23 protein-coding genes and 1 pseudogene are annotated in these 26,974 nt (G+C 64.6%); 15 read left to right on the top strand and 9 right to left on the bottom strand.

The genetic code is table 11. From position 1 onward, the window contains the following. From AC2FM3_RS15180 to AC2FM3_RS15165, 4 genes and pseudogenes are all read right to left on the bottom strand, one after another. A pseudogene (locus AC2FM3_RS15180) lies at nt 1-156 on the bottom strand (fasciclin domain-containing protein); the annotation flags it as partial. 169 nt (nt 157-325) lie between these two features. Continuing rightward, a complete protein-coding gene (locus tag AC2FM3_RS15175) occupies nt 326-865 on the bottom strand; it encodes an adenine phosphoribosyltransferase (RefSeq protein ID WP_170337941.1) in 540 nt (179 codons plus the stop codon). A 105-nt stretch (nt 866-970) separates the two neighbouring features. Further along, nucleotides 971-1,600 carry a LysE family translocator gene (locus AC2FM3_RS15170; protein WP_496683378.1) on the bottom strand — a complete coding sequence of 210 codons (630 nt, stop codon included), beginning with the start codon at nt 1,598-1,600 and terminating at the stop codon, nt 971-973. Nucleotides 1,601-1,661: 61 nt separating this feature from the next. Beyond that, the gene (locus AC2FM3_RS15165) at nt 1,662-2,534 is read right to left on the bottom strand and encodes an S-methyl-5'-thioadenosine phosphorylase (protein WP_496683375.1); all 873 of its coding nucleotides are present in this window, start codon (nt 2,532-2,534) and stop codon (nt 1,662-1,664) included. 216 nt (nt 2,535-2,750) lie between these two features. Between AC2FM3_RS15165 and AC2FM3_RS15160 the strand changes: the two genes are divergently transcribed. Continuing rightward, a complete protein-coding gene (locus AC2FM3_RS15160; RefSeq protein WP_496683373.1) occupies nt 2,751-4,385 on the top strand; it encodes a SulP family inorganic anion transporter in 1,635 nt (544 codons plus the stop codon). A 133-nt stretch (nt 4,386-4,518) separates the two neighbouring features. Here the strand turns inward: AC2FM3_RS15160 and AC2FM3_RS15155 are convergent, their stop codons facing one another. Continuing rightward, the gene (locus tag AC2FM3_RS15155; RefSeq protein WP_496683370.1) at nt 4,519-5,124 is read right to left on the bottom strand and encodes a flavin reductase family protein; all 606 of its coding nucleotides are present in this window, start codon (nt 5,122-5,124) and stop codon (nt 4,519-4,521) included. A gap of 72 nt (nt 5,125-5,196) precedes the next feature. Here AC2FM3_RS15155 and AC2FM3_RS15150 point away from each other — a divergent pair, with 72 nt between their 5' ends. The 5 genes from AC2FM3_RS15150 (at nt 5,197) to AC2FM3_RS15130 (ending at nt 8,235) form a co-directional block, all read left to right on the top strand. After that, nucleotides 5,197-5,691, top strand: a complete 495-nt coding sequence (locus AC2FM3_RS15150; RefSeq protein ID WP_496683368.1) for a GNAT family N-acetyltransferase — start codon at nt 5,197-5,199, stop codon at nt 5,689-5,691. A 54-nt stretch (nt 5,692-5,745) separates the two neighbouring features. Beyond that, a complete protein-coding gene (locus tag AC2FM3_RS15145; protein WP_496683365.1) occupies nt 5,746-6,495 on the top strand; it encodes an EcsC family protein in 750 nt (249 codons plus the stop codon). A gap of 114 nt (nt 6,496-6,609) precedes the next feature. Continuing rightward, the gene (locus AC2FM3_RS15140) at nt 6,610-7,095 is read left to right on the top strand and encodes an NUDIX hydrolase (RefSeq protein ID WP_496683362.1); all 486 of its coding nucleotides are present in this window, start codon (nt 6,610-6,612) and stop codon (nt 7,093-7,095) included. 51 nt (nt 7,096-7,146) lie between these two features. Then, nucleotides 7,147-7,593 (top strand): DUF1178 family protein, encoded by a 447-nt coding sequence (locus tag AC2FM3_RS15135; RefSeq protein WP_496683360.1) that lies wholly within the window; start codon nt 7,147-7,149, stop codon nt 7,591-7,593. A gap of 3 nt (nt 7,594-7,596) precedes the next feature. Next, on the top strand, nt 7,597-8,235 hold the full coding sequence (locus AC2FM3_RS15130) for an SDR family oxidoreductase (protein WP_496683359.1): 639 nt from the start codon (nt 7,597-7,599) through the stop codon (nt 8,233-8,235). Here AC2FM3_RS15130 and AC2FM3_RS15125 read toward each other — a convergent pair. Further along, nucleotides 8,229-8,585 (bottom strand): hypothetical protein, encoded by a 357-nt coding sequence (locus AC2FM3_RS15125; protein ID WP_496683357.1) that lies wholly within the window; start codon nt 8,583-8,585, stop codon nt 8,229-8,231. The genes AC2FM3_RS15130 and AC2FM3_RS15125 overlap by 7 nt on opposite strands. 166 nt (nt 8,586-8,751) lie before the next feature. Between AC2FM3_RS15125 and AC2FM3_RS15120 the strand changes: the two genes are divergently transcribed. The 6 genes from AC2FM3_RS15120 (at nt 8,752) to AC2FM3_RS15095 (ending at nt 17,562) form a co-directional block, all read left to right on the top strand. Next, a complete protein-coding gene (locus AC2FM3_RS15120; RefSeq protein WP_149775707.1) occupies nt 8,752-9,990 on the top strand; it encodes an aspartate kinase in 1,239 nt (412 codons plus the stop codon). A 46-nt stretch (nt 9,991-10,036) separates the two neighbouring features. Further along, nucleotides 10,037-12,280, top strand: a complete 2,244-nt coding sequence (gene ptsP, locus AC2FM3_RS15115) for a phosphoenolpyruvate--protein phosphotransferase (RefSeq protein ID WP_496683355.1) — start codon at nt 10,037-10,039, stop codon at nt 12,278-12,280. Nucleotides 12,281-12,426: 146 nt separating this feature from the next. Continuing rightward, a complete protein-coding gene (zwf, locus tag AC2FM3_RS15110) occupies nt 12,427-13,872 on the top strand; it encodes a glucose-6-phosphate dehydrogenase (RefSeq protein WP_496683352.1) in 1,446 nt (481 codons plus the stop codon). A 1-nt stretch (nt 13,873) separates the two neighbouring features. Continuing rightward, the gene (edd, locus tag AC2FM3_RS15105) at nt 13,874-15,679 is read left to right on the top strand and encodes a phosphogluconate dehydratase (protein WP_496683349.1); all 1,806 of its coding nucleotides are present in this window, start codon (nt 13,874-13,876) and stop codon (nt 15,677-15,679) included. Nucleotides 15,680-15,683: 4 nt separating this feature from the next. Then, nucleotides 15,684-16,319, top strand: a complete 636-nt coding sequence (gene eda, locus AC2FM3_RS15100; RefSeq protein ID WP_496683347.1) for a bifunctional 4-hydroxy-2-oxoglutarate aldolase/2-dehydro-3-deoxy-phosphogluconate aldolase — start codon at nt 15,684-15,686, stop codon at nt 16,317-16,319. Between the two features lie 52 nt (nt 16,320-16,371). Beyond that, nucleotides 16,372-17,562, top strand: coding sequence for a pyridoxal-phosphate-dependent aminotransferase family protein (locus tag AC2FM3_RS15095; RefSeq protein ID WP_496683345.1), 1,191 nt, complete (start codon nt 16,372-16,374; stop codon nt 17,560-17,562). On the opposite strand, the gene AC2FM3_RS15090 is transcribed toward AC2FM3_RS15095, so the two are convergent. Beyond that, complete coding sequence (locus tag AC2FM3_RS15090) at nt 17,559-18,668, bottom strand: pyridoxal phosphate-dependent aminotransferase (protein ID WP_496683342.1); 1,110 nt, start codon at nt 18,666-18,668, stop codon at nt 17,559-17,561. The genes AC2FM3_RS15095 and AC2FM3_RS15090 overlap by 4 nt on opposite strands. A 144-nt stretch (nt 18,669-18,812) precedes the next feature. Between AC2FM3_RS15090 and AC2FM3_RS15085 the strand changes: the two genes are divergently transcribed. After that, nucleotides 18,813-19,595 carry a crotonase/enoyl-CoA hydratase family protein gene (locus tag AC2FM3_RS15085; RefSeq protein WP_496683339.1) on the top strand — a complete coding sequence of 261 codons (783 nt, stop codon included), beginning with the start codon at nt 18,813-18,815 and terminating at the stop codon, nt 19,593-19,595. A gap of 27 nt (nt 19,596-19,622) precedes the next feature. Here the strand turns inward: AC2FM3_RS15085 and AC2FM3_RS15080 are convergent, their stop codons facing one another. Together AC2FM3_RS15080 and AC2FM3_RS15075 are read right to left on the bottom strand one after the other, a co-directional pair. Beyond that, nucleotides 19,623-20,789: a benzoate/H(+) symporter BenE family transporter gene (locus AC2FM3_RS15080; protein WP_496683337.1), complete on the bottom strand. Its 1,167-nt coding sequence runs from the start codon at nt 20,787-20,789 to the stop codon at nt 19,623-19,625. A gap of 127 nt (nt 20,790-20,916) precedes the next feature. After that, nucleotides 20,917-24,078, bottom strand: a complete 3,162-nt coding sequence (locus AC2FM3_RS15075; RefSeq protein WP_496683335.1) for a valine--tRNA ligase — start codon at nt 24,076-24,078, stop codon at nt 20,917-20,919. Nucleotides 24,079-24,223: 145 nt separating this feature from the next. Here AC2FM3_RS15075 and AC2FM3_RS15070 point away from each other — a divergent pair, with 145 nt between their 5' ends. Beyond that, complete coding sequence (locus AC2FM3_RS15070) at nt 24,224-26,515, top strand: xanthine dehydrogenase family protein molybdopterin-binding subunit (RefSeq protein ID WP_496683333.1); 2,292 nt, start codon at nt 24,224-24,226, stop codon at nt 26,513-26,515. Further along, nucleotides 26,493-26,974: phospholipase effector Tle1 domain-containing protein (locus AC2FM3_RS15065; protein WP_496683330.1), on the top strand; the 482-nt coding region annotated here is incomplete at its 3' end. The genes AC2FM3_RS15070 and AC2FM3_RS15065, both read left to right, overlap by 23 nt.

The following is a 26,974-nucleotide window of genomic DNA, read 5'->3' as shown; positions in this document are numbered from 1 at the left end:
GTCAACCAACTCGGCCGCCTGTACGGCTGCGACCAGAGTGTTGAAACTGCCGGCGCTTACAGCGGTGTCCACGATGTCCTTGCCGTGGCCGTCGGCCATGGCAGCGGTCGAAAACAGGATACTGGCGACGCCGGCAACAGCGAATTTGCGAAACATGATATACTTCCCTTGTTGAGGATGTCATCGGCGACATCAGGGGCGATACGGCGACAGGCCGGAAAGGGATCATACGTCGGCGGCAAAAAACCGACTGGAAAACGAACGACCCTGCGCTAAGCGCGCGGTGTTTTCAGCGGCAAGTCACGAAATCGTGACTGTTGTCTGTTCACAGCCCTTCGAATTCGCACAGGACATGGACGTCCATGCCCATCTCCTCCAGCACCTTCCGCCCACCCAGCTCGGGCAGGTCGATGATGAAGGCGCAGCTTACGATTTCACCGCCCAGACGTTCGATCAGCTTGATGCCTGCCGCAGCAGTGCCGCCGGTGGCGAGTAGGTCATCGACCACCAAAACCTTTTCGCCGGGCTGGATCGCGTCATCGTGGATCTCGACGATAGCCTCGCCGTATTCCAGCTTGTATTCCTCGCTGATCGTGGTGCCCGGCAGTTTGCCCTTCTTGCGGATCGGAACGAAGCCGACACTCAGCTGGTGCGCGATCGCGCCCCCCAAGATGAAGCCACGCGCCTCAAGCCCCACGACTTTGTCGATGCGTTCGCCGGCATAGGGGTGCAGCATCTGATCGATGGCCATGCGAAACCCACGCGGATCGGCAAACAGGGTCGTCACGTCGCGGAACATGATCCCTTCGTGGGGGAAATCGACGATGGTCCGAATGTAATCCTTGACCGTTTTGCTTCTGGACATGGGGCGACCCTTCTTGCGTCAGAACACGGCGGTTTTTGGCGCATCGCGACCTGCCATGCAAGCGGCAGCTGCCGGCCTGCGCGTTTTTGCTGCGGAGGGGGCGGCTCAGGCCGGGCGGCGCAGTACCGCCGTGGCTACGCCCATTCCGATCAGGGTCAGCCCTCCGAAACGGGTCATGCTGGTGATAATGCCGGGGCGGTCGATTACGCGGCGCAGCCGGTCGGCCAGCAGCGCATAGGCCAGGGCGTTCAGCCCGGCCAATCCCACGAAAGTGGCGATCAAAATGGCGAATTGCGGGCCCAACGGCTCGGCCGGGCGCAGGAATTGCGGCACGAAGGCGATGAAGAAAGCGATGGATTTGGGGTTCAGCGCAGTGACAGCGGCCGCATGCCCGAACACGCCGCGCGCGGTGACGGCGCGCTTGGTAGCAACCGCCTGCATACCGCCGGACGGCGCACTGCGCAGCAGCTTGATGCCCAGCCAGACGAGATATGCGGCGCCCACCCATTTCAGCACCGAAAACAGCGTGGCCGACGCTAGCACCAGTGCCCCAAGCCCCAGCAACGACGCGGTCATGGCGATCAGGTCCCCCAGCGCAACCCCTGTGGCCGAGGCCACGGCCACGCTGCGCCCTTTGGACAGCGCATAGCTCAGCACCAACAGAACCGTCGGTCCCGGGATCAGCAGAAGGGCGGTCGAGGCGGCGACGAAGGCCAGCCAAAGTTCAAGATCCATCACGCACCTCAGTCAGATCCGCCGCAGCAAGCCTGAAAAAACACTCGGCCTAAAGGGCCACTCATAACACCCGGCCTGCCACCGCATCCAGCTTGGCCAGCAATAGCGGGTCGCGCTTTTCCGGAGCTGTCAAAATCGCGTGGTCCAGCGCCCGGTCGCAGCCATGCGGGCAGGGCGCGCGGTCTGCTCCCAGCAGGGCGGGCAGGCCTTTGACCAACGCGCGCGCCTTCTCGGCATTACCGGTCAGCGTCGCGATGATCGCGGTCACGTCCACCTCGCCGTGATTGGGGTGCCAGCTGTCATAGTCGGTAACCATCGCTACCGAGGCGTAGCAAAGCTCGGCTTCGCGGGCCAGTTTGGCCTCGGGCATGTTGGTCATGCCGATCACGTCGCAGCCCCACTGCTCGCGGTACATCTTCGATTCCGCCAGCGTCGAGAATTGCGGCCCTTCCATCGCGAGGTAGGTGCCGCCACGGTGCACGGTGATACCGACCGCCCGGGCGGCGGATTCACAGGCATCGCCCAGGCGCGGGCAGGTTGGATGGGCCACGCTGACATGGGCGACGCAGCCGGTGCCGAAAAAGCTTTTCTCGCGGGCGAAGGTGCGGTCGATGAACTGATCCACGATCACGAAATCTCCCGGCGCCATGTGCTCGCGGAAGGACCCGCAGGCCGAAACCGAGATCACGTCGGTCACCCCCAGCCGCTTCAGCGCGTCGATATTGGCGCGATAGGGCACCTCGGTCGGTGAATGCACATGCCCGCGCCCGTGGCGGGGCAGAAAGGCCATCCCTATGCCGTTCAATGTCCCGGTCAGGATCTGGTCGGACGGCGCGCCCCAGGGCGTTTCCACGGTAACCCATTGCGGCGTTTCCAGCCCATCGATGTCATAAATTCCCGATCCGCCGATGACGGCAATCTTTGTCTGGGCCACGTTCGTTCTCCGCTGCGATACCTGCCTGTGGGAATTTCTGCGGGCTTGTCGGGCATTTGGCAAGGCTTGCCGGTGTTTTTGCGCCCCACAGGGGCCACAAGGCGCGCGGCCTTGCAGTTTTTGCATGACAGCCTGCCATCGATGGGCTAGCAGACAGCGCCGAAGGCGGGTATACGACCGCCTTCGCGCGAACATTCTGACCCACAGGACCATTTCATGCCCCGAGCCTTGCTGGCAAGCTTTGCCAATCGCCTCGCTATTCCCGATCTGAGCTGGATGCCGGACGAAAAGCTGACCCCCGCCCGCCTGCGGATCGAGCTTCTGTCGGGCCTGACCGTCGCCCTGGCCTTGGTGCCCGAAGCGGTGGCCTTTGCCTTCGTCGCCGGGGTTCACCCTCTGGTGGGCCTCTACGCGGCGTTCCTGGTGGGGCTGATCACCGCGCTGATCGGGGGCCGTCCGGGTATGATCTCGGGCGCAACCGGTGCGCTGGCGGTCGTCATGGTGGCGCTGGTGGCGCAGCACGGGGTCGAATACCTGTTCGCCACGGTGGTCTTGATGGGCATTCTGCAGATCATCGCGGGGGCCATGCATTGGGGCCGGTTCATCCGACTGGTGCCGCATCCGGTGATGCTGGGCTTTGTCAACGGCCTGGCCATCGTGATCTTTCTGGCGCAACTGGGCCAGTTCAAGGTGCCGGGCACGATGGAAAACACTGGCCACGGCATGAGCGGCGGCGAATGGCTGTCCGGGATGCAACTCTATACGATGCTGGGGCTGGTCGCGCTGACCATGGCGGTGATCTGGGTGATGCCGCGCATCACGCGCATCGTTCCAGCGCCGCTGGCGGGCATCGTCGTGGTTGCCGCGTTGGTGATCGGCATCGGGCTGGATGTCCCGCGCGTCGGTGACCTGGCCTCGATCGAGGGCGGACTGCCGAAATTCCACATCCCCATGGTTCCGCTGACTTGGGAGACATTGGAGATCATCTTGCCCTACGCCGTGATCCTGGCCGCCATCGGCCTGATCGAGTCTCTGCTGACGCTGAACCTGGTGGGCGAGATTACCGGCAAGCGCGGCGGTGCATCGCAGGAATGCATCGCGCAGGGCACCGCCAACGTCGTGACCGGGTTCTTTGGCGGCATGGGCGGCTGTGCGATGATCGGGCAGTCGATGATCAACGTGAAGTCCGGCGGCCGCACGCGCATCGCGGGGATCGCTGCCGCGCTGTTCCTGCTGGTGTTCATCCTTGTCGGTTCGCCTCTGATCGAACAGATCCCGCTGGCCGCGCTGGTTGGCGTGATGTTCATGGTGGTGATCGGCACCTTCGCCTGGAACTCGTTCAACATCCTGCGCAAGGTACCGCTGACCGACGCCTTCGTCATCGTTCTGGTCACCGTCGTCACCGTGATGGAAGACCTCGCCGTGGCCGTCGTGGTCGGTGTGATCGTTTCGGCGCTGGCCTATGCCTGGAACAACGCCAAGCGCATCCACGCGGTCACCCGCGACTCCGAAACCGAGAAAGGCGCCAAGGTCTACGAGATCAAGGGCCCGTTGTTCTTTGGCTCGTCCGAGGGGTTTGTTGAACTGTTCGATGTCCAGAACGACCCGGAAACGGTGATCGTGGACTTTGCCGACAGCCGAGTGGTTGACCAATCGGCCCTGCAGGCCATCGAAAACGTCGCCGCGAAATACGAGGCGGCAGGCAAGCGTGTCATGCTGCGCCATCTCAGCCGCGACTGTCACAAGCTGCTCAAGAAAGCGGGTCACCTGATGGTCGACAGCGACGATGACCCGGATTACGGCCTTGCGGTCGACTATTCTGTTCGAACCGGCATTCTGGGCGGCCACTGAGGAAATGCGAGGCTCTGCCTCGCGCTCCGGGATATTTACAGCCAGATGAAGAACGCGCGAGTCCTTCATCTGGCCAAAATTATCCCGGGGGAGTCGCGCACAGCGCGGCGGGGGCAGAGCCCCCAAACCCGGCTCAATCGTCTGGACGATTGAGGGAAAACAATTCCGTAACCACCGAGTAGTCGCGATAGCCAAGCCGCGACAATGGTTGAAAGGTGGTGACGTCGAACTTGCCCTCCTTCAGGCAGTCATCGCGCAGGTGCACGCCGATGACCTCTCCGAAAACCACCCGGTTGGCTTGGCCGGGCAACGTGACGATCTGGGTCAGTTTGCATTCCAGCGCGGCAGGGGCGCCTTCGATGCGGGCGCATGGGATGATTTCGCATTCCACCGGTGTCAAGCCGGCGTGGGCGAACTCGTCCACCTCTTTCGGAAGGCTGGCTGAGCTTGCGTTCATCGCATCCCGATGGGCCTGGGCCACCACGTTGACGCAAAAGACGCCGGTCGCCTCGATATTGGCGATGCTGTCCTTTCCGCTGTCTTGGTCGTGCTTTGTGCCGGTGGAGGCGAACATTACCTGCGGAGGAGTATAGGCGACCCCGTTGAAGAACGAATAGGGCGCCAGGTTGTTGATTCCGTCCGCGCCGCGGGTCGAGATCCATCCGATCGGGCGCGGCGTGATGATGGCGTTGAACGGGTTGTGCGGCAATCCGTGACCGTCTTCGGGGCGATAGAACATCTGATCTCCAAGCGTTTGCTCAAGGCCTAGCGAAGTGCTAGGGCGATTGCCAGAGTCGAAAAGAGGGCCGCGGTGCAGCAGTTCGGGATCAGGCCGGAAGAGCCGGAGGATTGGTGGGAAGTCGAAGCCCTCTACGACCTGTGCTTTGCGCCGGGGCGCGAGGCGCTGTCGTCCTACCGCTTGCGCGACGATGTTCCGCCAGTGTCAGGGCTGTCGATGGTGGCGCGCGACGGGCAGGGGATTTTGGCCGGGGCCATCCGATTCTGGCCCGTTCATGTTGGCGCACACGATGCGCTTTTGCTGGGGCCCGTGGCCGTCCACCCGACCCACCAGGGCGAAGGGTTGGGTGGTTTTCTGATCCGTGAAGGTATCGAAGCGGGGCGGGCCAAAGGGTGGGCGCGGGTCATGCTGGTCGGTGACGCGCCCTACTATTCACGCTTTGGGTTTGCCCGGCTCGAGGGGGTAGAGATGCCGCCGCCAACCAACCCGGATCGTGTGCTTGGCCTGGATTTGGCGCCCGGCGCCTGGAAGGGAATAGGCGGAGAAGTCACGCGTTGGACACGCTGACCTATTGAAAGCGCGCGCACTGATGCCGATCTTTCGGGGGCAGGAGGAGACCGGATGCACGATATTTTGCGAGTGCAGCGCCCTGACCCCGAAGCCGAGCTTGACCGACTTGCGGGATACTATCGCGACGCCGGGGGCGCCGGCGTGAAGTTTCTGAACCGCATGGGCGGATCGGCGGAATCATTGCTCGAGCAATTGCCAGTTCCGGTTCGATCGGGTCTGACGGGGGCCACCGAACAGGCGCTGTGGGTGGCCGTCCGTGCGGCGAACGGATCGCGGCGCGCAGTTCCGGATCAAGAGCCGTGGGTCAACACGATCGTCGCCACCACCATGGGCGCAGTTGGCGGTACGGGTGGCTTGACCACCGCGCTGATCGAACTGCCGGTCACGACGACCATGCTGTTGCGTGCGATCCAGGGGGCTGCCGCCCGCGAGGGGTTCGATCCATCGGCCGAAAACGTCAAGTTCGACTGCGTGCGGGTTCTGTCCGCCGCCGGCCCGCTGTCGCATGACGATGGCGCCGACCTGGGTTTCTTCTCGGTGCGCCTGACATTGACCGGCCCGGCGATACAAAAGCTGATCGCGGCCGTTGCGCCCAGACTGTCGGTGGCGCTTGGTCAGAAATTGGCCGCGCAGACCCTGCCGGTGCTTGGGGCCGTTGCCGGGGGCGGCATCAACTATGTCTATTCACGTTATTACCAGCAGATCGCCCGGGTTCACTTCGGCCTGCGTCGGTTGGCCGTCGACGCCGACATTCCACATGAAGATCTGGTTCAGCGGTTGGAGCGCCGCATAATTGGGTGACAGATCGCCCCAAATTGGACAATTCCGCCTGAAGTGGTAGTTTGAAACTGACCGACCTGCGGGATAAGCGGGCGGTTTAGCAGGAAAATGAGGCCTGTCGAGAGGATGCTGAACGTGAAAGACGCCGGGATTTCGTCGGACGGCGCATTCGCCTCCGAGCCACTGCCGGTCATTCGGCAAGTGGCGGCCTTGTGCCATCGACAGACGCAGGCAGGGCTTGAAGTTCTGTTGATATCTACGCGCGGGTCCGGCCGCTGGATCATTCCCAAGGGTTGGGCAATCACCGGGCTGAGCGACGCGGAGTCCGCCGCGCGCGAGGCTTGGGAAGAGGCCGGCGCGACCGGCCATTGCGACACCCAGCGTATCGGAAGTTTCGCCCATGCCAAGCACCACAAGCGGCTGGGGCGCGTGATTTGTCTGGTCGACGTCTTCCCTCTGCGGGTCACCGAGGTGGCCGAAATTTTCCCCGAGGCCGGTCAGCGGCGCAGGGCATGGTTCAAGCTGGACGAGGGGGCCGACAGGGTTTCCGGGCGGGACCTGTCCGCATTGCTCCGGGGCTTTTCGCCTGCTGAGGCCCGAGGCTCAGCGAGAAAGGCTTGATATCGCCATGTCTGACGGTATCTATTCAACAACCGACTTTTGGGACGCAAGATGATTCAATACGCCCTGAAATGCAGCAACGGTCACGGGTTCGACAGCTGGTTCCAGTCGGCCGATGGCTATGACAAGCTCGCCAAGGCGGGCATGGTATCCTGCGCGCAATGCGGCTGCACGTCTGTTGAAAAAGCGATCATGACGCCTCGCGTGCAAACAGGGCGCACGGCCGAGTCCCAAATGCCGCGATCCGCCCCCGACCCTGGCGCAGCTCCGTCCCGTGTCGAAATCGAACGCGTTTTGAAAGAGCTGCGCACCAAGGTCGAGGCCAACTCCGACTACGTCGGGCGGGATTTCGCGCGCGAGGCCCGCAAGATTCATCTGGGCGAAGCACCCGAGCGTCCCATCTATGGCGAGGCCAGGTTGGAGGAGGCGAAGGCGCTGATCGAAGATGGTGTGCCCGTGGCGCCTCTGCCTTTCGTGCCCAGCCGAAAGACGAACTGAGCGATGCATGTTCTGATCACCGGCGCCAATCGGGGGATCGGACGGGCTCTGGCCGATGTCTACCAAGGGCAGGGCCACCAGGTCACCGGCACCGCCCGCGATGGCAGTGCCAAGGTCAAACTGGACGTGACCAATCCGGCCGATCATGCGGCTATGGCGCGCGCGCTGCACGGGCAACCGGTTGACCTGCTGGTGTGCAACGCGGGCGTCTATCTGGACAAGGGCCAGACGATCGAGGGCTATCCGGCCGAGATGTGGGCCCAGACCTTCGCCGCCAATGTGACCGGCGTGTTTCTGACTATTCAGGCCCTGCTGCCCAATCTGCGGGCCGCCCGCGGCAAGATCGCGATCATCTCGTCGCAGATGGCCTCGCACACACGGGCGCCAGGAGGGAGTTATATCTATCGTGCTTCAAAGGCTGCCGCGCTGAATCTCGGGCGCAACCTGGCGGTCGATCTGAAGCGGGACGGCATCGCCGTCGGTATCTATCACCCCGGATGGGTGCGGACGGACATGGGCGGTCAGGCCGCCGACATCACCGTCTCACAGGCCGTTGCCGGGCTGGCCGAGCGTTTCGAGGCGCTAAGCCTGGATACCACCGGGTGTTTCGAAACGTGGGACGGGCAGGCGCATCCTTACTGAGCTGCCAGCGCTGCTTTGGGAATCTCGTAGACTTCACCGGGATCGATGAAGATCACCAGAATATCGCCGCGGGTTTCCGACGTGATCTGTGCGGTTGCGCTGCTGGAATCCGGCTTTCCATCGGTGAAATAGATGCGGCGCACCTCGCCAGTGGGCAGTTGTACCGCCAGCGTGGCGGTTCCGTCCTCTTTACGGCGCAACTCGGCCGGGCAGCTTTGCAGGGGTTGGCCGGACAGGGCAGTGCAAGGCACGGTTCCCAAGGCGTTTTGACCATCCGTGCCGGACAGGGTGGCCACCTGGGCCACCGCAGGTGTGGACATCAGGGCAAGGGCGGAAACGAAACGCAGCATGAAAAACCTCATGGTGTAAACGGCTGATCCCACGCTGGCATTGCCGGCACCGGTTGTAAAGCGGCCGCGCGCCGCAGGGCGCGCCCCTTTGCACTCTTGCCCTATCGGGTCCCCTCGCATAAGACGCACGGGACCGGAAATCCAAGGCGCGGAGACATTTGCCCCCATGCCCGTACTCGTGATGAAATTCGGCGGCACATCCGTCGCCAACCTCGACCGCATCCGCCGCGCAGCCAAGCGCATCGGCGTCGAAGTGGCCAAGGGCTATGACGTCATCGTCATCGTGTCGGCCATGTCGGGCAAGACCAACGAACTGGTAGGCTGGGTTGACGAGATCTCGCCACTGTATGACGCGCGCGAATATGATGCCGTGGTTTCCTCGGGCGAGAATGTCACCGCCGGTCTGATGGCACTGACCTTGCAGGAAATGGACATCCCCGCCCGCAGTTGGCAGGGCTGGCAGGTGCCGCTGCTGACCGATGGCGCCCATTCGGCGGCGCGGATCCTGGACATTCCGACCGACAACATCAACCAGAAGTTCGGCGAGGGCATGAAGGTCGCCGTGGTGGCGGGTTTTCAAGGCCTCAGCCCCGAGGGGCGGATCACCACGTTGGGTCGGGGTGGCTCGGACACCACCGCAGTGGCTTTTGCCGCGGCCTTCGACGCCGAACGCTGCGACATCTACACAGATGTGGATGGCGTCTATACCACCGATCCGCGCATCTGCGAGAAGGCGCGCAAGCTGGACAAGATCTCGTTCGAGGAAATGCTCGAACTGGCCTCGTTGGGGGCCAAGGTGCTGCAGACCCGCTCGGTCGAGCTGGCGATGAGGTACAAGGTGAAACTGCGTGTTCTCTCGAGCTTCGAGGAACAGTCCGACGAGGCCGGAACCCTGGTCGTCGACGAGGAGGAAATCATGGAATCCAATGTAGTCTCGGGTGTGGCCTATTCGCGGGACGAGGCCAAGATGACCGTCGTGTCGGTCGCCGACCGCCCCGGCATCGCCGCGATCATCTTCAACGCGCTCAGCGATGAGGGGATCAATGTCGACATGATCGTGCAGAACATCTCGGACGAGGGGCGCACGGACATGACCTTTTCCTGCCCCACCAACCAGGTGGCGCGCGCCGAAAAGGCGCTGCTGGCGGTCAAGGAGCGAGGTGATCTGAACTATGCCGAACTGGTCGCCGATACCGATGTGGCCAAGGTTTCGGTTGTGGGAATCGGCATGCGCTCGCAGTCGGGCGTGGCGGCCAAGATGTTCAAGGTACTCTCGGATGAGGGGATCAACATCAAGGTCATTACAACCTCTGAGATCAAGATTTCCGTGCTGATCGACCGGAAATACATGGAACTTGCCGTTCAGGCGCTGCATGATGCCTTTGAACTGGACAAGGCGGCCTGAGCGTTTCGGCCAAGGTCCCGCCTGACACCGCAGGATAGACCGGGCGATGGCAGACGGAATGGAAACGGAATCCCGCAAGCTGCTGGGGCGGCTGCGCGAGGAGATGGCAAGCGAGGCGGCCGGTCAGGAGCGTCTTGACCGGATCACGCACCTGATCGCGGACAGCATGCGGTGCGAGGTGTGCTCGATCTACCTGTTCCGCGACGACGAAACCCTTGAACTCTGCGCGACCGAAGGGCTTGCCCCCGAAGCTGTGCACCAGACCCGCATGCGACTGGGCGAGGGCCTGGTGGGGCGCGTGGCCAAGTTCGGCAAGGTGATCAATACAGCCGATGCGCCTTCGGAAAAGGGTTTCCGCTACATGCCGGAAACAGGCGAGGAGCGGTATTCGTCGTTCCTGGGCGTGCCGATCCAGCGGCTGGGCCAGAAGCTGGGCGTTCTGGTCGTGCAGTCGCGCGACGCGCGCGAGTTTTCCGCCGACGAGGTCTATGCGCTGGAAGTGGTCGCGATGGTGCTGGCCGAGATGGCCGAGCTGGGCGCCTTCGTGGGCGAAGGGGCGGCCTTGTCGCCGTTGCACCAGCAATCGCGGCTGTTGCGGGGTGGGCCCGCGCAGGAAGGGTCGGCCGAAGGTCATGTTTGGCTGCACGAACCGCGCGTCGTGGTCACCAACCCCATCGCCGATGATCCGCACCGCGAGCTTGAGCGCCTGAACGCGGCGGTCGAAGAACTGCGCGTGGGCGTCGACAAGATGCTGGAAATCTCGCGGGGCGGCGATACCGAACAGCTGCAGGTCCTGGAAGCCTATCGGATGTTTGCCAATTCCAAGGGCTGGATGCGGCGGATGGAGGAGGACATCGCCCGCGGCCTCAGCGCCGAGGCGGCGGTTGAAAAGGAGCAGTCGCAGGCCCGCGCTCGGATGAACCAGGTCACCGACCCTTATCTGCGCGAACGGCTGGCCGATCTGGACGATCTGTCGAACCGCCTGCTGCGCATTCTGACGGGGCAGGGCCGTGACAACGGCAAGGAGATGCCGCCCGATCCGATCCTCGTGGCGCGCAATATCGGCCCCGGCGATCTGCTTGAATATGGTCGGTCGCTGAGGGGCATCGTGCTCGAGGAAGGCTCGGTCGGCAGTCATGCCACCATCGTCGCCCGTGCCTTGGCCATCCCGCTGGTTGTGCATGTGGGCCGGATCACGACTGAGGCTTTGAACGGCGACCACATTTTGGTCGATGGCGACGAGGGGGTGGTGCATCTGCGCCCCGAGGATACCGTGGTCAGCGCCTTCCGCGACAAGATGGCCATGCAGGCCGAAGCGCAGAAACGCTATGCCTCGATCCGTGAAACCCCGACCGTGACCAAGGATGGCGAGCGGATAAACCTGGTGATGAATGCCGGCCTGATGGCCGACCTGCCGTCGCTCAAGACGTCTGGGGCCGAGGGCGTTGGCCTGTTCCGCACCGAATTGCAGTTCCTGATCCGCAACCAGATGCCGAAGCGGTCCGAACTGGTGGCGCAGTACAAACGCGTTCTCGATTCGGCCGATGGCAAGCGCGTGGTATTCCGAACGCTGGATATCGGGTCGGACAAGGTGCTGCCCTACATGAAGCATGTCGCCGAGCCCAACCCGGCGCTGGGCTGGCGCGCCATACGCGTGGGCCTGGACAAGCGCGGGGTCATGCGCATGCAGCTGCAGGCGCTGATCCGCGCCGCGGAGGGGCGACCGTTGACGGTGATGTTCCCCTTCGTGGCGCAAGCCGATGAATACCGCGAGGCCCGGTGGGAGGTGAACAAGACCATCGAGCGCGAAAAGCGCCTGGGCCATGTTCTGCCTGAAACGCTTGAAATCGGGGCGATGTTGGAAACACCGTCATTGGCCTTTGCCCCCCAGAAATTCTTTGACGAGGTCGATTTCATCTCGATCGGTGGCAACGACCTGAAACAGTTCTTCTTCGCCGCCGACCGCGAGAACGAGCTGGTGCGACGCCGCTATGACACCCTGAATGTCAGCTTCCTCAGCTTGATCGAGCGCATCGTCGAACGGTGCGGAATTTCCGACACGCCGCTGAGTTTCTGCGGCGAGGATGCCGGCCGCCCGATCGAGGCGTTGTGCCTGGCGGCGATGGGCATCCGCACCCTGTCAATGCGCCCGGCCTCGATCGGCCCGGTCAAGAGCCTGCTGCTGCGGTCCAACCTGCAGGAGGTCCGCAAGATCATCGCCGACGCCCGCCATCGCGGCGAACAATCGGTGCGCCCGGCGATCATGGAGTATCTGCGCGCCAACGGCTGAAGGCATGATGGCCGCGAAAAAGGGCCCGTTAGCGAATTCCGGGCTTGCTTTTTGGGCTTGGTCTTTCTATCCAAGCCACAAATGTTAGCGTTAACAGGGTGTCTGGCTGCAGACTGCGCCGGATTGTCCGAAAAAGGGAGCCAGCCATGGTTTCACGCGTAATCCCCGTAGATCCATTCGATCTGGTCCTGTTCGGCGCGACCGGAGATCTGGCCCAGCGCAAGATCCTGCCGGGCCTCTACCATCGGTTCGAAGTGGGGCAGATGCCCGAAGATGCGCGCATCATCGGGACCGCGCGGTCGGATATGGACGATGACGGGTTCCGCGCGCAGGTGCGCAAATCGATGAAGGAATTCGCGCCGTCCTTCAAGAAAGACGTTCTGGACCGGTTCCTGGCCCGGGTCGAATACGTGCCCGTGGATGCGCTGGGCGAAAACGGCTGGGACAAGCTGGCCAAGTCACTGCGCCCCGACGTGGTGCGCGCCTTTTACCTGTCGGTCGGTCCGAAACTGTTTCCCGGCATCGCGCAGCGCCTGCATGATCACGGGCTTGCCACGCCCGACAGCCGCATCGTGGTCGAGAAACCCTTTGGCCATGACCTGGCCTCGGCCAAGGCGCTGAACGAAGGTTTGCGCGCCTGTTTCGAAGAACATCAGATCTATCGGATCGACCATTACCTAGGCAAGGAAACGGTGCAGAACCTGATGGCGCTGCGCTTTGCCAACTCGCTGTTCGAACCGCTGTGGAACGCGACCCACGTGGATCATGTCCAGATCACCGTGGCCGAAACCGTCGGGGTCGAAGGGCGTGGCGCCTATTACGACCAGTCCGGCGCGATGCGGGACATGGTGCAGAACCACCTGGTGCAGCTTTTGTGCCTGACTGCAATGGAGCCGCCTTCGACCTTTTCGCCCAACTCGGTGCGCAGTGAAAAGGTCAAGGTGATCGAAGCACTGGAACCTGTGGCCTCGACCGACATCGCCCGCGGCCAGTACCGGGCGGAAAAGGGCGGCGACGGGTATGTCGATCATGTGGGCAACCCTGACAGCCTGACCGAAAGCTACATCGCGCTGAAGGTGCGCGTAGGTAACTGGCGCTGGGCGGGAGTTCCGTTCTATCTGCGCACGGGCAAGCGTCTGCGCGCGCGTGAATCCGAAATCGCGGTGTTTTTCCGCGACCCGCCGCACACGATCTTTCCCAATGTCGGCCCGCTGCACGGCAACGTGCTGGTGATCCGCCTGCAGCCCGACGAGGGCATCACCCTGCGCACCACGATCAAGGATCCCGGCCCGGGTGGCTTCCGCCTGACGGATGTGGCGCTGGACATGAGCTTTGCCGAGGCGCTGGGTGCCGATGTGCGCGCGCAGGACGCCTATGAGCGGCTGGTGATGGACGTGATCCGCGGGGACCAGACCCTGTTCATGCGCGGCGACGAGGTTGAGGCCGCCTGGGCTTGGGTCGATCCCATCATCAAGGGCTGGGAAGAGCGCGGCGACCGTCCCTCGCGCTATGATCAGGGCAGTTCCGGCCCGGAAGACGCATTGATGCTGATGCATCGCGACGGGCGCCGCTGGCGCCAGATCGGAGGTTGAGATGGTTCACAACGTCATCACCGATGTCACCCAAAGAATAATTGAGCGCAGCGCCGATCCCCGCCGCACCTATCTGCAGCGGATGGAGCAGGCTCGGTCCGAAGGGCCGGCACGCGCGCATCTGTCCTGCAGCGGCCAGGCCCACGCCTATGCCGGGGCAGGGGCCGATCAGCAGACGCTGGCCACCACCAGCGTGGGCAATCTAGGCATAGTCACCGCCTATAACGACATGCTGTCGGCGCATCAGCCGTTCGAGCGCTATCCCGAACTGATCCGGCGCGCGGCCCGTGCCGCGGGCGGCACCGCGCAGGTGGCGGGCGGGGTGCCGGCCATGTGCGACGGGGTCACGCAAGGTGAGGCCGGGATGGAACTGTCGCTGTTCTCCCGCGACGTGATCGCGCTCGCGGCGGCGGTGGCGCTCAGCCACAATACATTTGACGCGGCGGTGTTCCTGGGGGTCTGCGACAAAATCGTGCCGGGGCTGGTGATCGCAGCGCAGAGCTTTGGCCATCTGCCGGCGGTGTTCCTGCCCGCCGGCCCGATGACCAGCGGCCTGCCCAACGACGAAAAGGCCAAGGTGCGCCAGAAATTCGCCGCCGGCGAAGCCACGCGCGAAGAACTGATGGCCGCCGAAATGGCCGCCTATCACGGGCCGGGCACCTGCACCTTCTACGGCACCGCCAACACCAACCAGATGTTGATGGAGTTCATGGGTCTGCACCTGCCGGGCTCTAGCTTCGTCAACCCCAACACGCCGCTGCGCGATGCGTTGACCGAGGAAGGCGCCCGCCGTGCCCTGTCGCTCAGCGCGCTTGGCAACAATTACACGCCGGTGTGTCAGATCCTCGACGAACGGGCTTTCGTGAACGGCATTGTGGGGCTGATGGCCACGGGCGGGTCGACCAATCTGCTGATCCACCTGATCGCCATGGCCCGTGCCGGGGGTATCGTGCTGGACTGGCAGGATTTCTCGGACATCTCGGGCGTCGTGCCCCTGGTCGCGCGGGTTTATCCCAACGGTTTGGCCGACGTGAACCATTTCCATGCCGCGGGCGGGCTGGGGTATACCATCGGCACGTTGCTGGACGAAGGCCTGTTGCATCCCGACACGCTGACCGTGGCGGGGCAGGGGCTGCATCACTACACGCAGGAACCCAAGCTGATCGATGGCGCGCTGGTCTGGGAGGACGGCGCCGGCCACAGTCTGAACGAAAAGATCCTGCGCCCTGCCAATGACCCGTTCCAGCCCACCGGTGGCCTGTCGCGCCTGAGCGGCAATCTGGGTACCGGCGTGATGAAGGTCTCGGCCGTGGCGCCCGAACACCAGGTGGTCGAGGCCCCTGTGCGCGTCTTCCACGACCAGGACGAGGTCAAGGCCGCGTTCAAGGCCGGCGAGTTCACCGGCGATGTCATCGTCGTGGTCCGCTTCCAGGGGCCCAAGGCCAATGGCATGCCAGAGCTGCACTCGCTGACGCCGATCCTGTCGATCCTGCAGGGGCGCGGGCAGAATGTGGCTCTGGTGACCGATGGCCGCATGTCGGGGGCCTCCGGGAAAGTGCCCGCGGCGATCCATGTCTGCCCCGAGGCGCTGGATGGCGGCCCGATCGCCAAGCTGCGCGATGGCGACCTGCTGCGCGTCGACGCGGTGCAGGGTCAGCTTGAAATCCTGACCCCCGGCGTGCTGGACCGCCCCGTCGCCACCGCCGATCTTTCGGCGCATCAATACGGGGTCGGCCGCGACCTGTTCACCACGTTCCGCAACGCCGTCGGCTCGGCCGATGCCGGTGCCAGCATTTTCGGAGCCTGATCCTATGTCCGCAAAAACCCAACGCACCCGCGAGATCTGCGGATTGGCGCCCATCGTCCCGGTTCTGGTCGTCGATGACGCCGCGCATGCCCGCCCGCTGGCCGAGGCACTGGTGGCCGGTGGCTTGCCCGCGCTCGAGGTGACCTTGCGCACGCCCGCCGCGCTGGACGCGATCCGCGCCATGGCGCAGGTGCCCGGCGGGGTCGTGGGGGCCGGCACACTGGTCACGCCCGAAGATGTCCGCGCCGCGAAAGAAGCCGGCGCGCAATTCGGCGTATCGCCCGGTGCTACTGATGCCCTGATCGCCGCCTGTGAGGCCGAGGGCCTGCCGCTGCTGCCCGGCGCGGCCACCGCGACCGAGGCGATGCGCCTGCTCGAGCAGGGCTATGACATGCTGAAATTCTTCCCGGCCGAAGCTTCGGGCGGGGCGCCTGCGCTCAAGGCGATCGGCGCGCCGCTGCCGCAGATCACCTTTTGCCCGACAGGCGGCGTTTCGCCCGCCAACGCGCGCGACTACCTGTCCCTGCCCAATGTGATCTGTGCGGGCGGCAGCTGGGTCGCGCCGAAACAGATGGTGGCGCAGGGCGAGTGGGCGAGGATCGAAGCCCTCGCGCGTGAGGCGGCCGCGCTGATGGATTGACCTCGCCTGACCCGGCGCTAGGGTGGGCGCCATATCAGGCAGGTTGATCCACATGACAGACAATATATCCTTGGCCCAAGGGCGAAGTTATCTGGCCATTCCGGGCCCTTCCGTGATTCCGGACGCGGTGCTGCAGGCCATGCACCGCCCGTCGCCCAATATCTACGCCGGCGAGTTGGTCGAGATGATGCCCGACCTGACGGCCGACCTGCGCCGCGTGGCCCGTACCCGGCACGAGGTGGCGATCTACATCTCCAACGGCCACGGCGCGTGGGAGGCGGCACTGTCCAACGTTCTGGCGCCAGGGGAAACCGTGCTGGCTCCGGCTTCGGGGCGGTTCACCCATGGCTGGGCGGAAATGGCCGAGCGTCTGGGCGTGAAGGTCGACCTGATCGATTTCGGCCCCTCCAACCCGTGGGACATGGACCGGATTGCACAGACCCTGCGGGCTGATGCCAACCACCGGATAAAGGCGGTTCTGGCGGTTCATGTGGACACGTCCAGCTCGATCCGCAACGACATTCCGGCGCTGCGGGCGCTGCTGGACGATCTGAACCACCCGGCATTGCTGATGGCGGATTGCATCGCCTCGCTGGGCTGCGACCGTTTCGCGATGGATGACTGGGGCGTCGATGTCATGGTCACCGCCTGCCAGAAGGGGCTGATGACCCCGGCGGGCATGTCCTTCGTGTTCTTCAACGACCGGGCCAAGGCCAAACGGGCTGCGATGCCGCGGGTTTCGGGCTATTGGGACTGGCAGCCACGATCAGAGCCCGACTGGTTCTATCAGTATTTCGGCGGCACCGCGCCGACCCACCACCTGTATGGTCTGCGCGCCGCCCTGGATCTGATCCATGCCGAAGGGATTGAGCAGGTCTGGGCCCGCCATGCGCGGCTGGCACAGGCCGTCTGGGCCGCCTGCGAGAGGTGGGCCGAGGGCGGGGCGCTACACCTGAACGTTGGTGATCGCACGCATCGCAGTCATGCCGTCACCGCCCTGCGCCTGACCGAGGGTCGCGGCGCGCCTCTACGCAGCTATACCGAGCGGCATTTGGGCCTGACCTTGGGTATCGGGCTGGGCATGGCGGACGAGGACGCGTGTTTCCGGCTGGGCCACATGGGCCATCTGAACGGTCACATGGTCATGGGCCTGCTTGGCGGCATCGAAACCGCCATGGCCGCGTTGGAGATCCCGCGCGGGTCCGGCGCGCTCGAGGCTGCGGCGGCGGTTCTGGCGGGCTAGGCGTTGCGCGCTGCCGCCAGCGCCTGCGGCAGGGCGGCGGCAAAGGCGTTCAGGTCGGCTTCGGTGCCGCAACTGACGCGGATGCAGCGGTTCTGCGGGGCTGCAAATGGCATCCGCACGAAGATCCCCTGCGCCACCAGCGCAGCCAGCACCGCCTTGGCAAATGCTCCGTCGCGCCCGCAGTCGATCGCCACGAAATTGGTGGCCGAGGGCAGCGGGCTCAGCCCGTTGTCACGCGCAATCGCGCCGATCCGGTCGCGGGCCGAGACTATCCGCGCCTGTACCTGCTTCAGCCAGTCTTGATCGTGCAGGGCGGCCAGCGCCCCGGCCTGCGCCATGCGGTTCATGCCGAAATGGTTGCGCACCTTGTTGAAGGCCGAGATCAACCCGGGCGCTCCGATCGCATAGCCGACCCGCGCGCCGGCCATGCCGTAAACCTTGGAAAAGGTGCGCATCCGGATCACGCGCGGATCATCCGCCGCGACCGGCGCGGCGGTGTCGTCAGGCGCGCATTCCACGTAAGCCTCGTCCAAAACCAGCAGACAGCCGTCCGGCAGGGCGTCCAGCGCCGCGACGATGTCCGCGCCGCGATGCCAGCTGCCCATCGGGTTGTCCGGGTTGGCCAGATAGACCAGCTTGGCCCCGACCTCGGCCGCCTTGGCGAACAGGGCGGCCGGGTCTTCGTGATCGTTGGCATAAGGCACCTTGTGGATCGCCCCGCCATAGCCTGCGACGTGGTAGTTGAAGGTGGGATAGGCCCCGTCCGAGGTCACGACCGCATCGCCCGGACCGACCATCAGGCGCACCAGATAGCCCAGAAGCCCGTCGATGCCTTCGCCGACCACGATGTTGTCGGGGTTGATCCCGTGGTGATCGGCCAGCGCATGGCGCAGATCGTGGTTCTCGGGGTCGCCATACATCCAGATGCCGTCAGCGGCCTGACGCATCGCCTCGATCGCGCGGGGCGAGGGGCCGAACACGCTCTCGTTCGCGCCCAGCCGGGCCACGAAGGGCGCACCGCGCTGGCGCTCCTGCGTCTCGGGGCCGACAAAGGGCACGGTTGCAGGCAGGGATTGGGCAAGCGGGGTGTATCTGGGTCCGGTCATGGGCGCAGATAATCCCAAGGGCATGGCCGGGGCAAGCCTTGCATGGGGCCGGGGCGTCCGCACTGATCTGCCCTCACGTCGGGCTGGCGTCGGCTGCGGGTTTCGGGGCATGGTTTGCCCGGAACATCAAACTCGGAGGCCCAGATGGCGCGCGTATCAGTCGAATACAGGAACCACATCGCCCACGTCACCCTGACCCGCGGCGACAAGATGAACGCGCTGGATGATGCGATGATCAAGGCGATCCTGGCAGCGGGGCAAGAGGTCGCCGCCTCGGACGCCCGTGCCGTGGTGCTGTCGGGCGAGGGCAAAAGCTTCTGCGCGGGGCTCGACATGGCCAGTTTCGCGACCATGGCGCACAAGGACCCGACCGAGTGGCTAATGACCCGCAGCCATGAGGACGCGAATGAGATGCAGGAGTTGGCGCTGATCTGGCGCCGCGTGCCGGTGCCGGTGATCTGCGCCATTCAGGGCGTGGCTTATGGTGGTGGCCTGCAGATCGCGCTGGGCGCCGATATCCGCATTGCCCATCCCGACGCCAAGCTGGCCGTGATGGAGATGAAATGGGGCATCATCCCCGACATGGGTGGCATGGTCCTGTTGCCGAAACTGGTGCGGTCGGACGTGCTGCGCCTGCTGACCTACACCGCGCGGCCCATCGGTGCTGCACAAGCCGCCGATTGGGGGTTGGTCACCAGCCTGTCGGATGATCCGCTGACCGAAGCCATCGCACTGGCCGAGGATATTGCGGGCAAGAGCCCCTCGGCCATTCGCGCCGCGAAACGTCTGATCGAGGTGGCCGAATGCAAGTCGCGCGCCGAGGTTCTGCTGGCCGAATCCGCCGAACAGGTCGAATTGATCGGCAAACCCGACCAGATGGAAGTGGTGATGGCCCAGATGCAGGGCCGCAAGCCCGAGTTCAAATAGAGCTCGCGGGCCGCAGCCAGTTAGGCCTCAGCCCCGCAGGCGCGTCGTCACCCCATAGGCGATGCCGCCTGCCAGCAGACCCCAGACCGCCGCGCCCAGGCCGAACACGGTGATGCCCGAGGCGGTGATGGCAAAGGTCAGGATCGCGGCTTCGCGCTCGGCCGGAACCTCGAGCGCGGCGAAGGTGGCATTGGCCATGACCCCGATCAATGCCACGCCGGTCAACGTGCCCATCAGCATCGGATCGGCATGGGCGGCAAACCCGGTGATGGCCACAGCGAATACCCCGAACAGGCAATAGAACACCCCAGCCATGACCGCAGACCAAAAGCGCTGATCCCGGTCGGGGTGGCTGTCCTCGTTCGAACACATGGCGGCGGTGATGGCCGCGAGGCAGGTCGCAGGCGCGCCGAAGAAGGCCGACAGGATGCTGGCCCCACCCACGGCCGAGAACAGCCGTCCTGCGACCGGGGCATAGCCAAAGCTGCGCATGACCGCGATGCCGGGGATGTTCTGAGTGGCCATCGTGACCACGAATAGCGGCACCCCGATGCCAATCATCGACGGGACCGAGAAGGTGGGCGTGGTCCAGACCGGCGCGGCCAGCAGGTGGTCGGGGCGGACCGATGGGCCGTCAGAAAACAGAACGACGACCAGCGCGGCGGCCAGAACGGCGGTGGGGACCGCCAGCAGTCTGTGCACGCGTCCAGCGATGAACCAGGTCAGGATCACCGGCAGGGCCTGCCAGGGGATCTCGACCGCGGCCTTGAACGGGACGATGCACAGCGGCAGCAGCACCCCGCCCAGCATCGCCTGCGCCAAGGAGGTGGGAATGGCCGCGGCCAACCGCCCCACAGGGCGCCACAGCCCGGCCAACACGGTCAGCGCACCTGCAAACAGGAACGCGCCGGTGGCACCCGAGAATCCCGCAGCCGGCGCGGCCGAAACCGCCAGCAGCGCCGCACCGGGCGTGGACCAGGCTACGCTGATCGGTTGGCGGTACCACAAGCTGAGCAGGATGGCAGCCAGCCCCATGGCAAGGGCGGCCATCATCAGCCCCGATGCCGCCTGCGGCCCCGAGGCACCCATGGCGTCCAGTCCCTGCAGGACAATCGGAAACGAACTGAAAAAGCCGACTATGGCCACGACCAGCCCGGTTGAAACGGTCTGCATCGGCGGAAAGGGTCTGGACATGGGGCCCTCGGTGGATTGGTCCCGAGATTGCTAGCAACCGTTTGGCCCGGTGAACAGAGGTGGGTGGAAAAAACCCCGCCGGGCGTGTGCGGCGGGGTTTCTTCGAGCGAGTGCGGGGGCTGACGGATCAGGCGATCTCGGCCAGTCGGGCCAGCGCTTCGTTGATGCGGGCCTCTTCCTCTTCGCGGGCGGCTAGGTTGGCCTTGGCCTCTTCCACCACCTCTTCCGGGGCCGAGGCCACGAATTTGGGGTTGTTGAGACGCCCGCGCAGACCGCCCAGTTCCTTGGCCAGTTTGCCCTTGGCTTTTTCCAGCCGTTCCTTTTCGGCGCCGATGTCGATGATGTCGGCCAGCGGCAGGCCAAAGGACGCGCCGGGCGCCGCGATCGAGATCGTGCCCTTGGGCAGCGTATCGGCCTTGGTCAGGCTGTCGATCCGGGCCAGCCGCTTGATCAGCGCCTCGTTCCGGTCCCAGGCGGCTTGGCCGTGGGCGTCGATCTCGGTTACCAGCATCGGCACGTACAGGCCCGCCGGAACGCGCATCTGGGCGCGGGCCGAGCGGGTGTTCTCGATCACCGAGATCACCCAGTTCATCTCGCGATCCGCGTCGGCATCGACCAGATCCGCGGCGGCATAGGTTGGCCAGTCGGCATGCACCAGCATCTTGGCGCGGGTGCCGGTCAGGCCCCACAGCTCTTCGGTGATGAAGGGCATGATCGGGTGCAACAGGATCAGGCACTGATCCAGAACCCAGCGCATGGTGGCGCGGGTCTCGGCCTGGGCCTCGGCATCGTCGCCCTGCAGCAGCGGTTTGGACAGTTCCAAGTACCAGTCACAGACCTTGCCCCACACGAAGGCATAAAGCCCGTTGGCGGCATCGTTGAAGCGATAGCTCTCCAGCGCCGCGTCGACCTCTTCCCGCACGCGGGCGGTTTCGCCGATGATCCAGCGGTTCACGGCCGCCTTGGGCTGCAGGTCGGCCACGTCAAGTTGCGGGACGGCGTCGGTGAAGACCTCGTTCATCTCGGCAAACCGGACGGCGTTCCACAGCTTGGTGCCAAAGTTGCGATAGCCGGTGATGCGCTCGCGCGACAGTTTCAGCACGCCGCCGATGGCTGCCATCGACGCGTTGGTAAAGCGCAGCGCGTCGGCGCCGAACTCGTCCACGATTTCCAGCGGGTCGATGACGTTGCCGGTGGTCTTGGACATCTTCTTGCCCTTCTCGTCGCGGACGAGCTGGTGCAAATAGACGGTGTGGAACGGGATTTCGTTCACCACGGCCAGCTGCATCATCATCATCCGGGCGACCCAGAAGAACAGGATGTCGAACCCGGTGATCAGGACATCGGTGGGGAAGTAGCGCTCCAATTCCTCGGTCTGTTCGGGCCAGCCCAGTGTGCCGATGGGCCACAGGCCGGACGAGAACCAGGTGTCCAGCACATCCGGGTCGCGCCAGACCGGATAGACCAGCTTGGTCGGATCGCGGTCGATCGCGTATTGCGCCAAGCTTTCGGCGAACCGGTGGATCGCCTCGTGCTTGTCGGCCACCTCGATCACCGTGGCGTGGCTGAGCGGGCTGGGAATGTCGGCATTGTCATCCAGGAACTTTCCGGTGACGTCCTCGAAGCTGGCGGCGCACTCCATGACCGCGCCCCGGTGAAGCATGCCGCCTTCGTTCAGCAGCCGGCCCAGTTCGACCAGGTCAAGCTCGCCGTCGTTTTCGTCATCCTTGAAATCCTCGGCTGACAGGTCCAGCCCGTACCAGACCGGAATCTGATGCCCCCACCACAGCTGGCGGCTGATGCACCAGGGCTCGATGTTCTCGAGCCAGTGGTAATAGGTCTTTTCGCCCGATTCCGGGATGATCTTGACCCGGCCGTCGCGCACCGCGTCCAGCGCGGGGCCCACGATCTTTGACGTCTCGACGAACCACTGGTCGGTCAGCATCGGCTCGATCACCACCTTCGAGCGGTCGCCGAAGGGCTGCATGATCGGTTTGCTCTCGACCAGCGGCACCAGCGCGTCGGCGCCCTCGGCATCGGGTTTCAGCGCGGTCGATCCCAGGCGCGGATCGTCCGCGCGGGTCATCACGGCCAGACCTTCGGCGGTGATTTCTTCGACCACCTTGGCGCGCGCCTCGAACCGGTCCAGGCCGCGCAGATGGTCGGGCACCAGGTTGATCGCGTCGATCTCGTTCTCGGTGAATTCGCGCCCACGTGCATATTCCTGGGCCTTGGCGGCTTCGTGCGCATAGGGCGCGCCGTCGGCCCGCATGTGGCCACGCGTGTCCATCAGGCGGTACATCGGGATCTTGCCGCGCTTGGCCACCTGATAGTCGTTGAAATCATGCGCGCCGGTGATCTTCACCGCGCCCGAGCCGAAATTCGGGTCGGGGTATTCGTCGGTGATGATCGGGATCTGGCGGCGATGCTCTTTCGGGCCCACCGGGATTTCGCACAGCTTGCCGACGATCGGCGCATAGCGTTCGTCCGACGGGTGCACCGCAACCGCGCCGTCGCCCAGCATGGTCTCGGGTCGGGTCGTGGCGATCGAGATATAGTCGCGCTCTTCCTCGAGGATGACGTTCCCGTCCTCGTCCTTTTCGACGTAGGTGTAGGTCTCGCCCCCGGCCAGCGGGTACTTGAAGTGCCACATATGGCCGGCGACCTCGATATTCTCGACCTCGAGGTCCGAGATCGCGGTCTCGAAATGCGGGTCCCAGTTGACCAGCCGCTTGCCGCGGTAGATCAGGCCCTTGTCGTACATGTCGACAAAGACCTTGATGACCGCGTCATGAAAGTTGGGGCTGTTTTCGTGGCCCGTGCGCGGGTCGCCGGCCGCGCCGGCCATGGTGAAGGCGTTGCGCGACCAGTCGCACGAAGAGCCGAGGCGTTTCAGCTGCTCGATGATGGTGCCGCCGTACTGGCCCTTCCACTCCCAGACCTTGGCCAGGAACTCCTCGCGCGTGTAGTCGGTGCGCTTTTTGCCTTCCTCGGCCATCAGCTTCTTTTCGACCTGCATCTGGGTGGCGATGCCGGCGTGGTCCTGGCCGGGTTGCCACAACGTGTCGAACCCGCGCATCCGGTGCCAGCGGGTCAGGATGTCCTGCAGGGTGTTGTTGAACGCATGGCCCACATGCAGCGCGCCGGTGACGTTCGGCGGCGGGATCATGATGCAAAAGCTCTCGTCGCGCGACTTGTTCGCGCCTGCCTTGAAGGCTCCGGCCTCTTCCCAGGCCTTGTAGATCCGGGCCTCGGCCTCGGCCGCGTTGAATGTCTTGTCCATCGCCATCGGGTGCGTCCTGCGTCATCGATCTTGGGTCAGCGCCTGCAATAGCGAATGGCGGCGGGAAGGGAAAGGGCCAAGCACCCCGCGCACTGGACATCCGCCGCATCACGGCTAGGCTCGCGGTCTGAGGCAGCGAAAGGGGCGCGTCATGGAAAAGTTCGGCAAAAGCCAGCCGGTCTCCAGGACCGAGGATCAGCGGTTCCTGACCGGGCAGGGGCGCTACATGGACGATACGGTACCACCCGGCGCACTGCACGCAGTGTTCTTTCGCAGCCCGGTGGCGCATGGCGACATCACCGGGCTTGACCTTGACGCCGCCCGCGCCGCGCCCGGCGTGCGGCTGGTGCTGACCATCGACGACCTGATCGCCGCCGGAATCGACCCGGTGCTGAGCGCCACGATCCTTGTCAACCGCGATGGCACCCGCGCCGCCAATCCCCCGCGCCACATGCTGGCCCGCGACCGGGTGCGGTTTGTCGGCGAGCCGGTGGCGATGGTCGTGGCAGAGACCCCGGCGCAGGCCCGCGACGCCGCCGAACTGACCTGGATGGACACCGCCGACCGCCCCGCCAAGCTGGACCTTGCGCCGGGCGGTGAGCCGCTGCACCCCGAGGCGCCCGACAACCGCGCCTTTGACTGGGCCGTGGGCGACGAGGCCGCGACCCAGGCCGCCTTTGACGCCGCCGCCCATGTCGTGTCGCTGCAGGTGGCCGACAACCGGGTGATCGTGAACTCGATCGAGCCGCGCGGCTGCAACGCGGTCTGGTCCGACGGGCGACTGCATTTCAGCTATGGTGGGCAGGGTGTCTGGGGGATGAAGGCGCAGTTGGCCGACAAGCTGCGGCTGGACCCGCAGGCGGTCCATGTCACAACGCCCGACGTGGGCGGCGGGTTCGGCATGAAGGCGATGCCGTATCCCGAGTATTTCTCGGTCGCGGTAGCGGCGATGCAACTGGGCCAGCCCGTGCACTGGATGTCGGACCGGACCGAGGCGATGCTGTCCGACCACCACGGGCGCGACCTGACCTCGCTGGCCGAACTGGCCTTTGACGAGGATCTTCGCATCACGGCCTACCGGGTGCATAGCCGCTGCAACCTGGGCGCCTACAACAGCCATTTCGGCCAGGCGATCCAGACCAACCTGTTCAAATGCGTACTGCCTGGCGTCTATGACGTGCAGAAAACCTATTTACGGGTCGAGGGGTTCTATACCAACACAACCCAGGTCGACGCTTATCGCGGTGCCGGCCGCCCCGAGGCGATCTATGTGCTGGAACGCGCGATGGACCGCGCCGCGCGGGAACTGGGCGTCGACCCTTGGGAGCTGCGCCGCCGCAATTTCATCAGGCCCGACGCCTTTCCCTATGTCTCGGCCACAGGTGAAACCTATGACGTGGGCGATTTCGACATGGTCCTGTCCCGCGCCGCCGAACAGACCGCCGGTTTCGCCGCGCGCAAGGCCGCCGACGCCGAACGCGGTCTGATCCGAGGGCAGGGGATTTGTTACTATATTGAAAGCATTCTGGGCGACCCTTCCGAAGGCGCAAAAGTCGAATTCTGTCAGGACGGAACCGTGAACCTGTATGTCGGGACGCAATCGAACGGGCAGGGGCACGAGACGGTCTATGCCCAGTTCCTGTCGGATCAGACGGGGATTCCGGCCGACCGGATCCGGGTCGTGCAGGGCGACAGCGACCGCATGGCGCAGGGCGGCGGCACCGGCGGGTCGCGCTCGGTCACGGTCCAAAGCGCGGCGACGCTGGTCACGATTGACCAGATGATTGCCGCATTCACGCCCTATCTGGCGGATAAAATGGGGGTCGAGGAAAGCGATGTGACCTTCGACCATGAAACCTTTCGCGCGCCGGGGTCGAACCTGACGCCCACGTTGATCGAAGCGGCTGAAATGGCCCGCGCGGATGGCCGCACCGACCTGCTGCAGCACGAGGCCCGCACGCGGCTCGAGGCGCGCAGCTATCCCAACGGCGCCCATGTCGCCGAGATCGTGATCGACCCGGAAACTGGCACAACATCGGTCGACCGCTATACGGTGGTCGATGATTTCGGCAATCTCATCAACCCGATGCTGGCCGAAGGCCAGGTGCATGGCGGGGTGGCGCAGGGCATCGGTCAGGCGCTGTGCGAACACGTTGTGCATGATGCCGAAGGGCAACTGCTGACGGCTACTTTCATGGACTACGCCTTGCCCCGCGCCGACGACCTGCCGATGATCAGGTTTACCTCGGCGCCGGTTCCGTCAACGGCCAACCCGATGGGAATGAAAGGCTGTGGCGAGGCAGGCACGGTCGGCGCATTGGCGGCCGTGGCAAACGCAGTTCAGGACGCGCTGTGGGATCACGGGGTGCGACAGGCGGACATGCCTTTCACACCTCGCAGGGTTTGGGAAATGCTGTCGGATGCAGTTGACGTGGATCGGTAGAAAACTCCTCGGATGGCTTGGCCGCCCGCTGCGGTCGGAACATTCCGGTGAAACGCGTCATCGCGAGCCGATCAGCCATGTCATCATCCTTGACGGCACCATGTCCACGCTGGAACCCGGCCGAGAAACGCATGCCGGCCTGACCTATCGGATGTGCCGCGAGATGGGTGGCAACGTCTCGGTGTTCTACGAAGGCGGTGTCCAGTGGGACAGCTGGAAATCCACTCTGGACGTTATGATGGGACGCGGGATCAATCGGCAGATTCGCCGGGCCTATGGCTATCTGGCGTCGCGCTACAAGCCGGGCGACCGGATTTACTTGATCGGGTATTCGCGTGGCGCCTATGGGGTGCGCAGCCTGGCGGGCGTGATCGACATGATCGGGCTGCTGCGCCCCGAACACGCGACCGAGCGCAACATCAAGCAGGCCTACCGCCACTATGAGAACAATCCTCGCGG

Source organism: Ruegeria sp. BHSB172 (genome assembly GCF_059613165.1).
The sequence above is the reverse complement of the archived record's forward strand: the minus strand, read 5'-3'. Positions and strand labels throughout refer to the sequence as shown.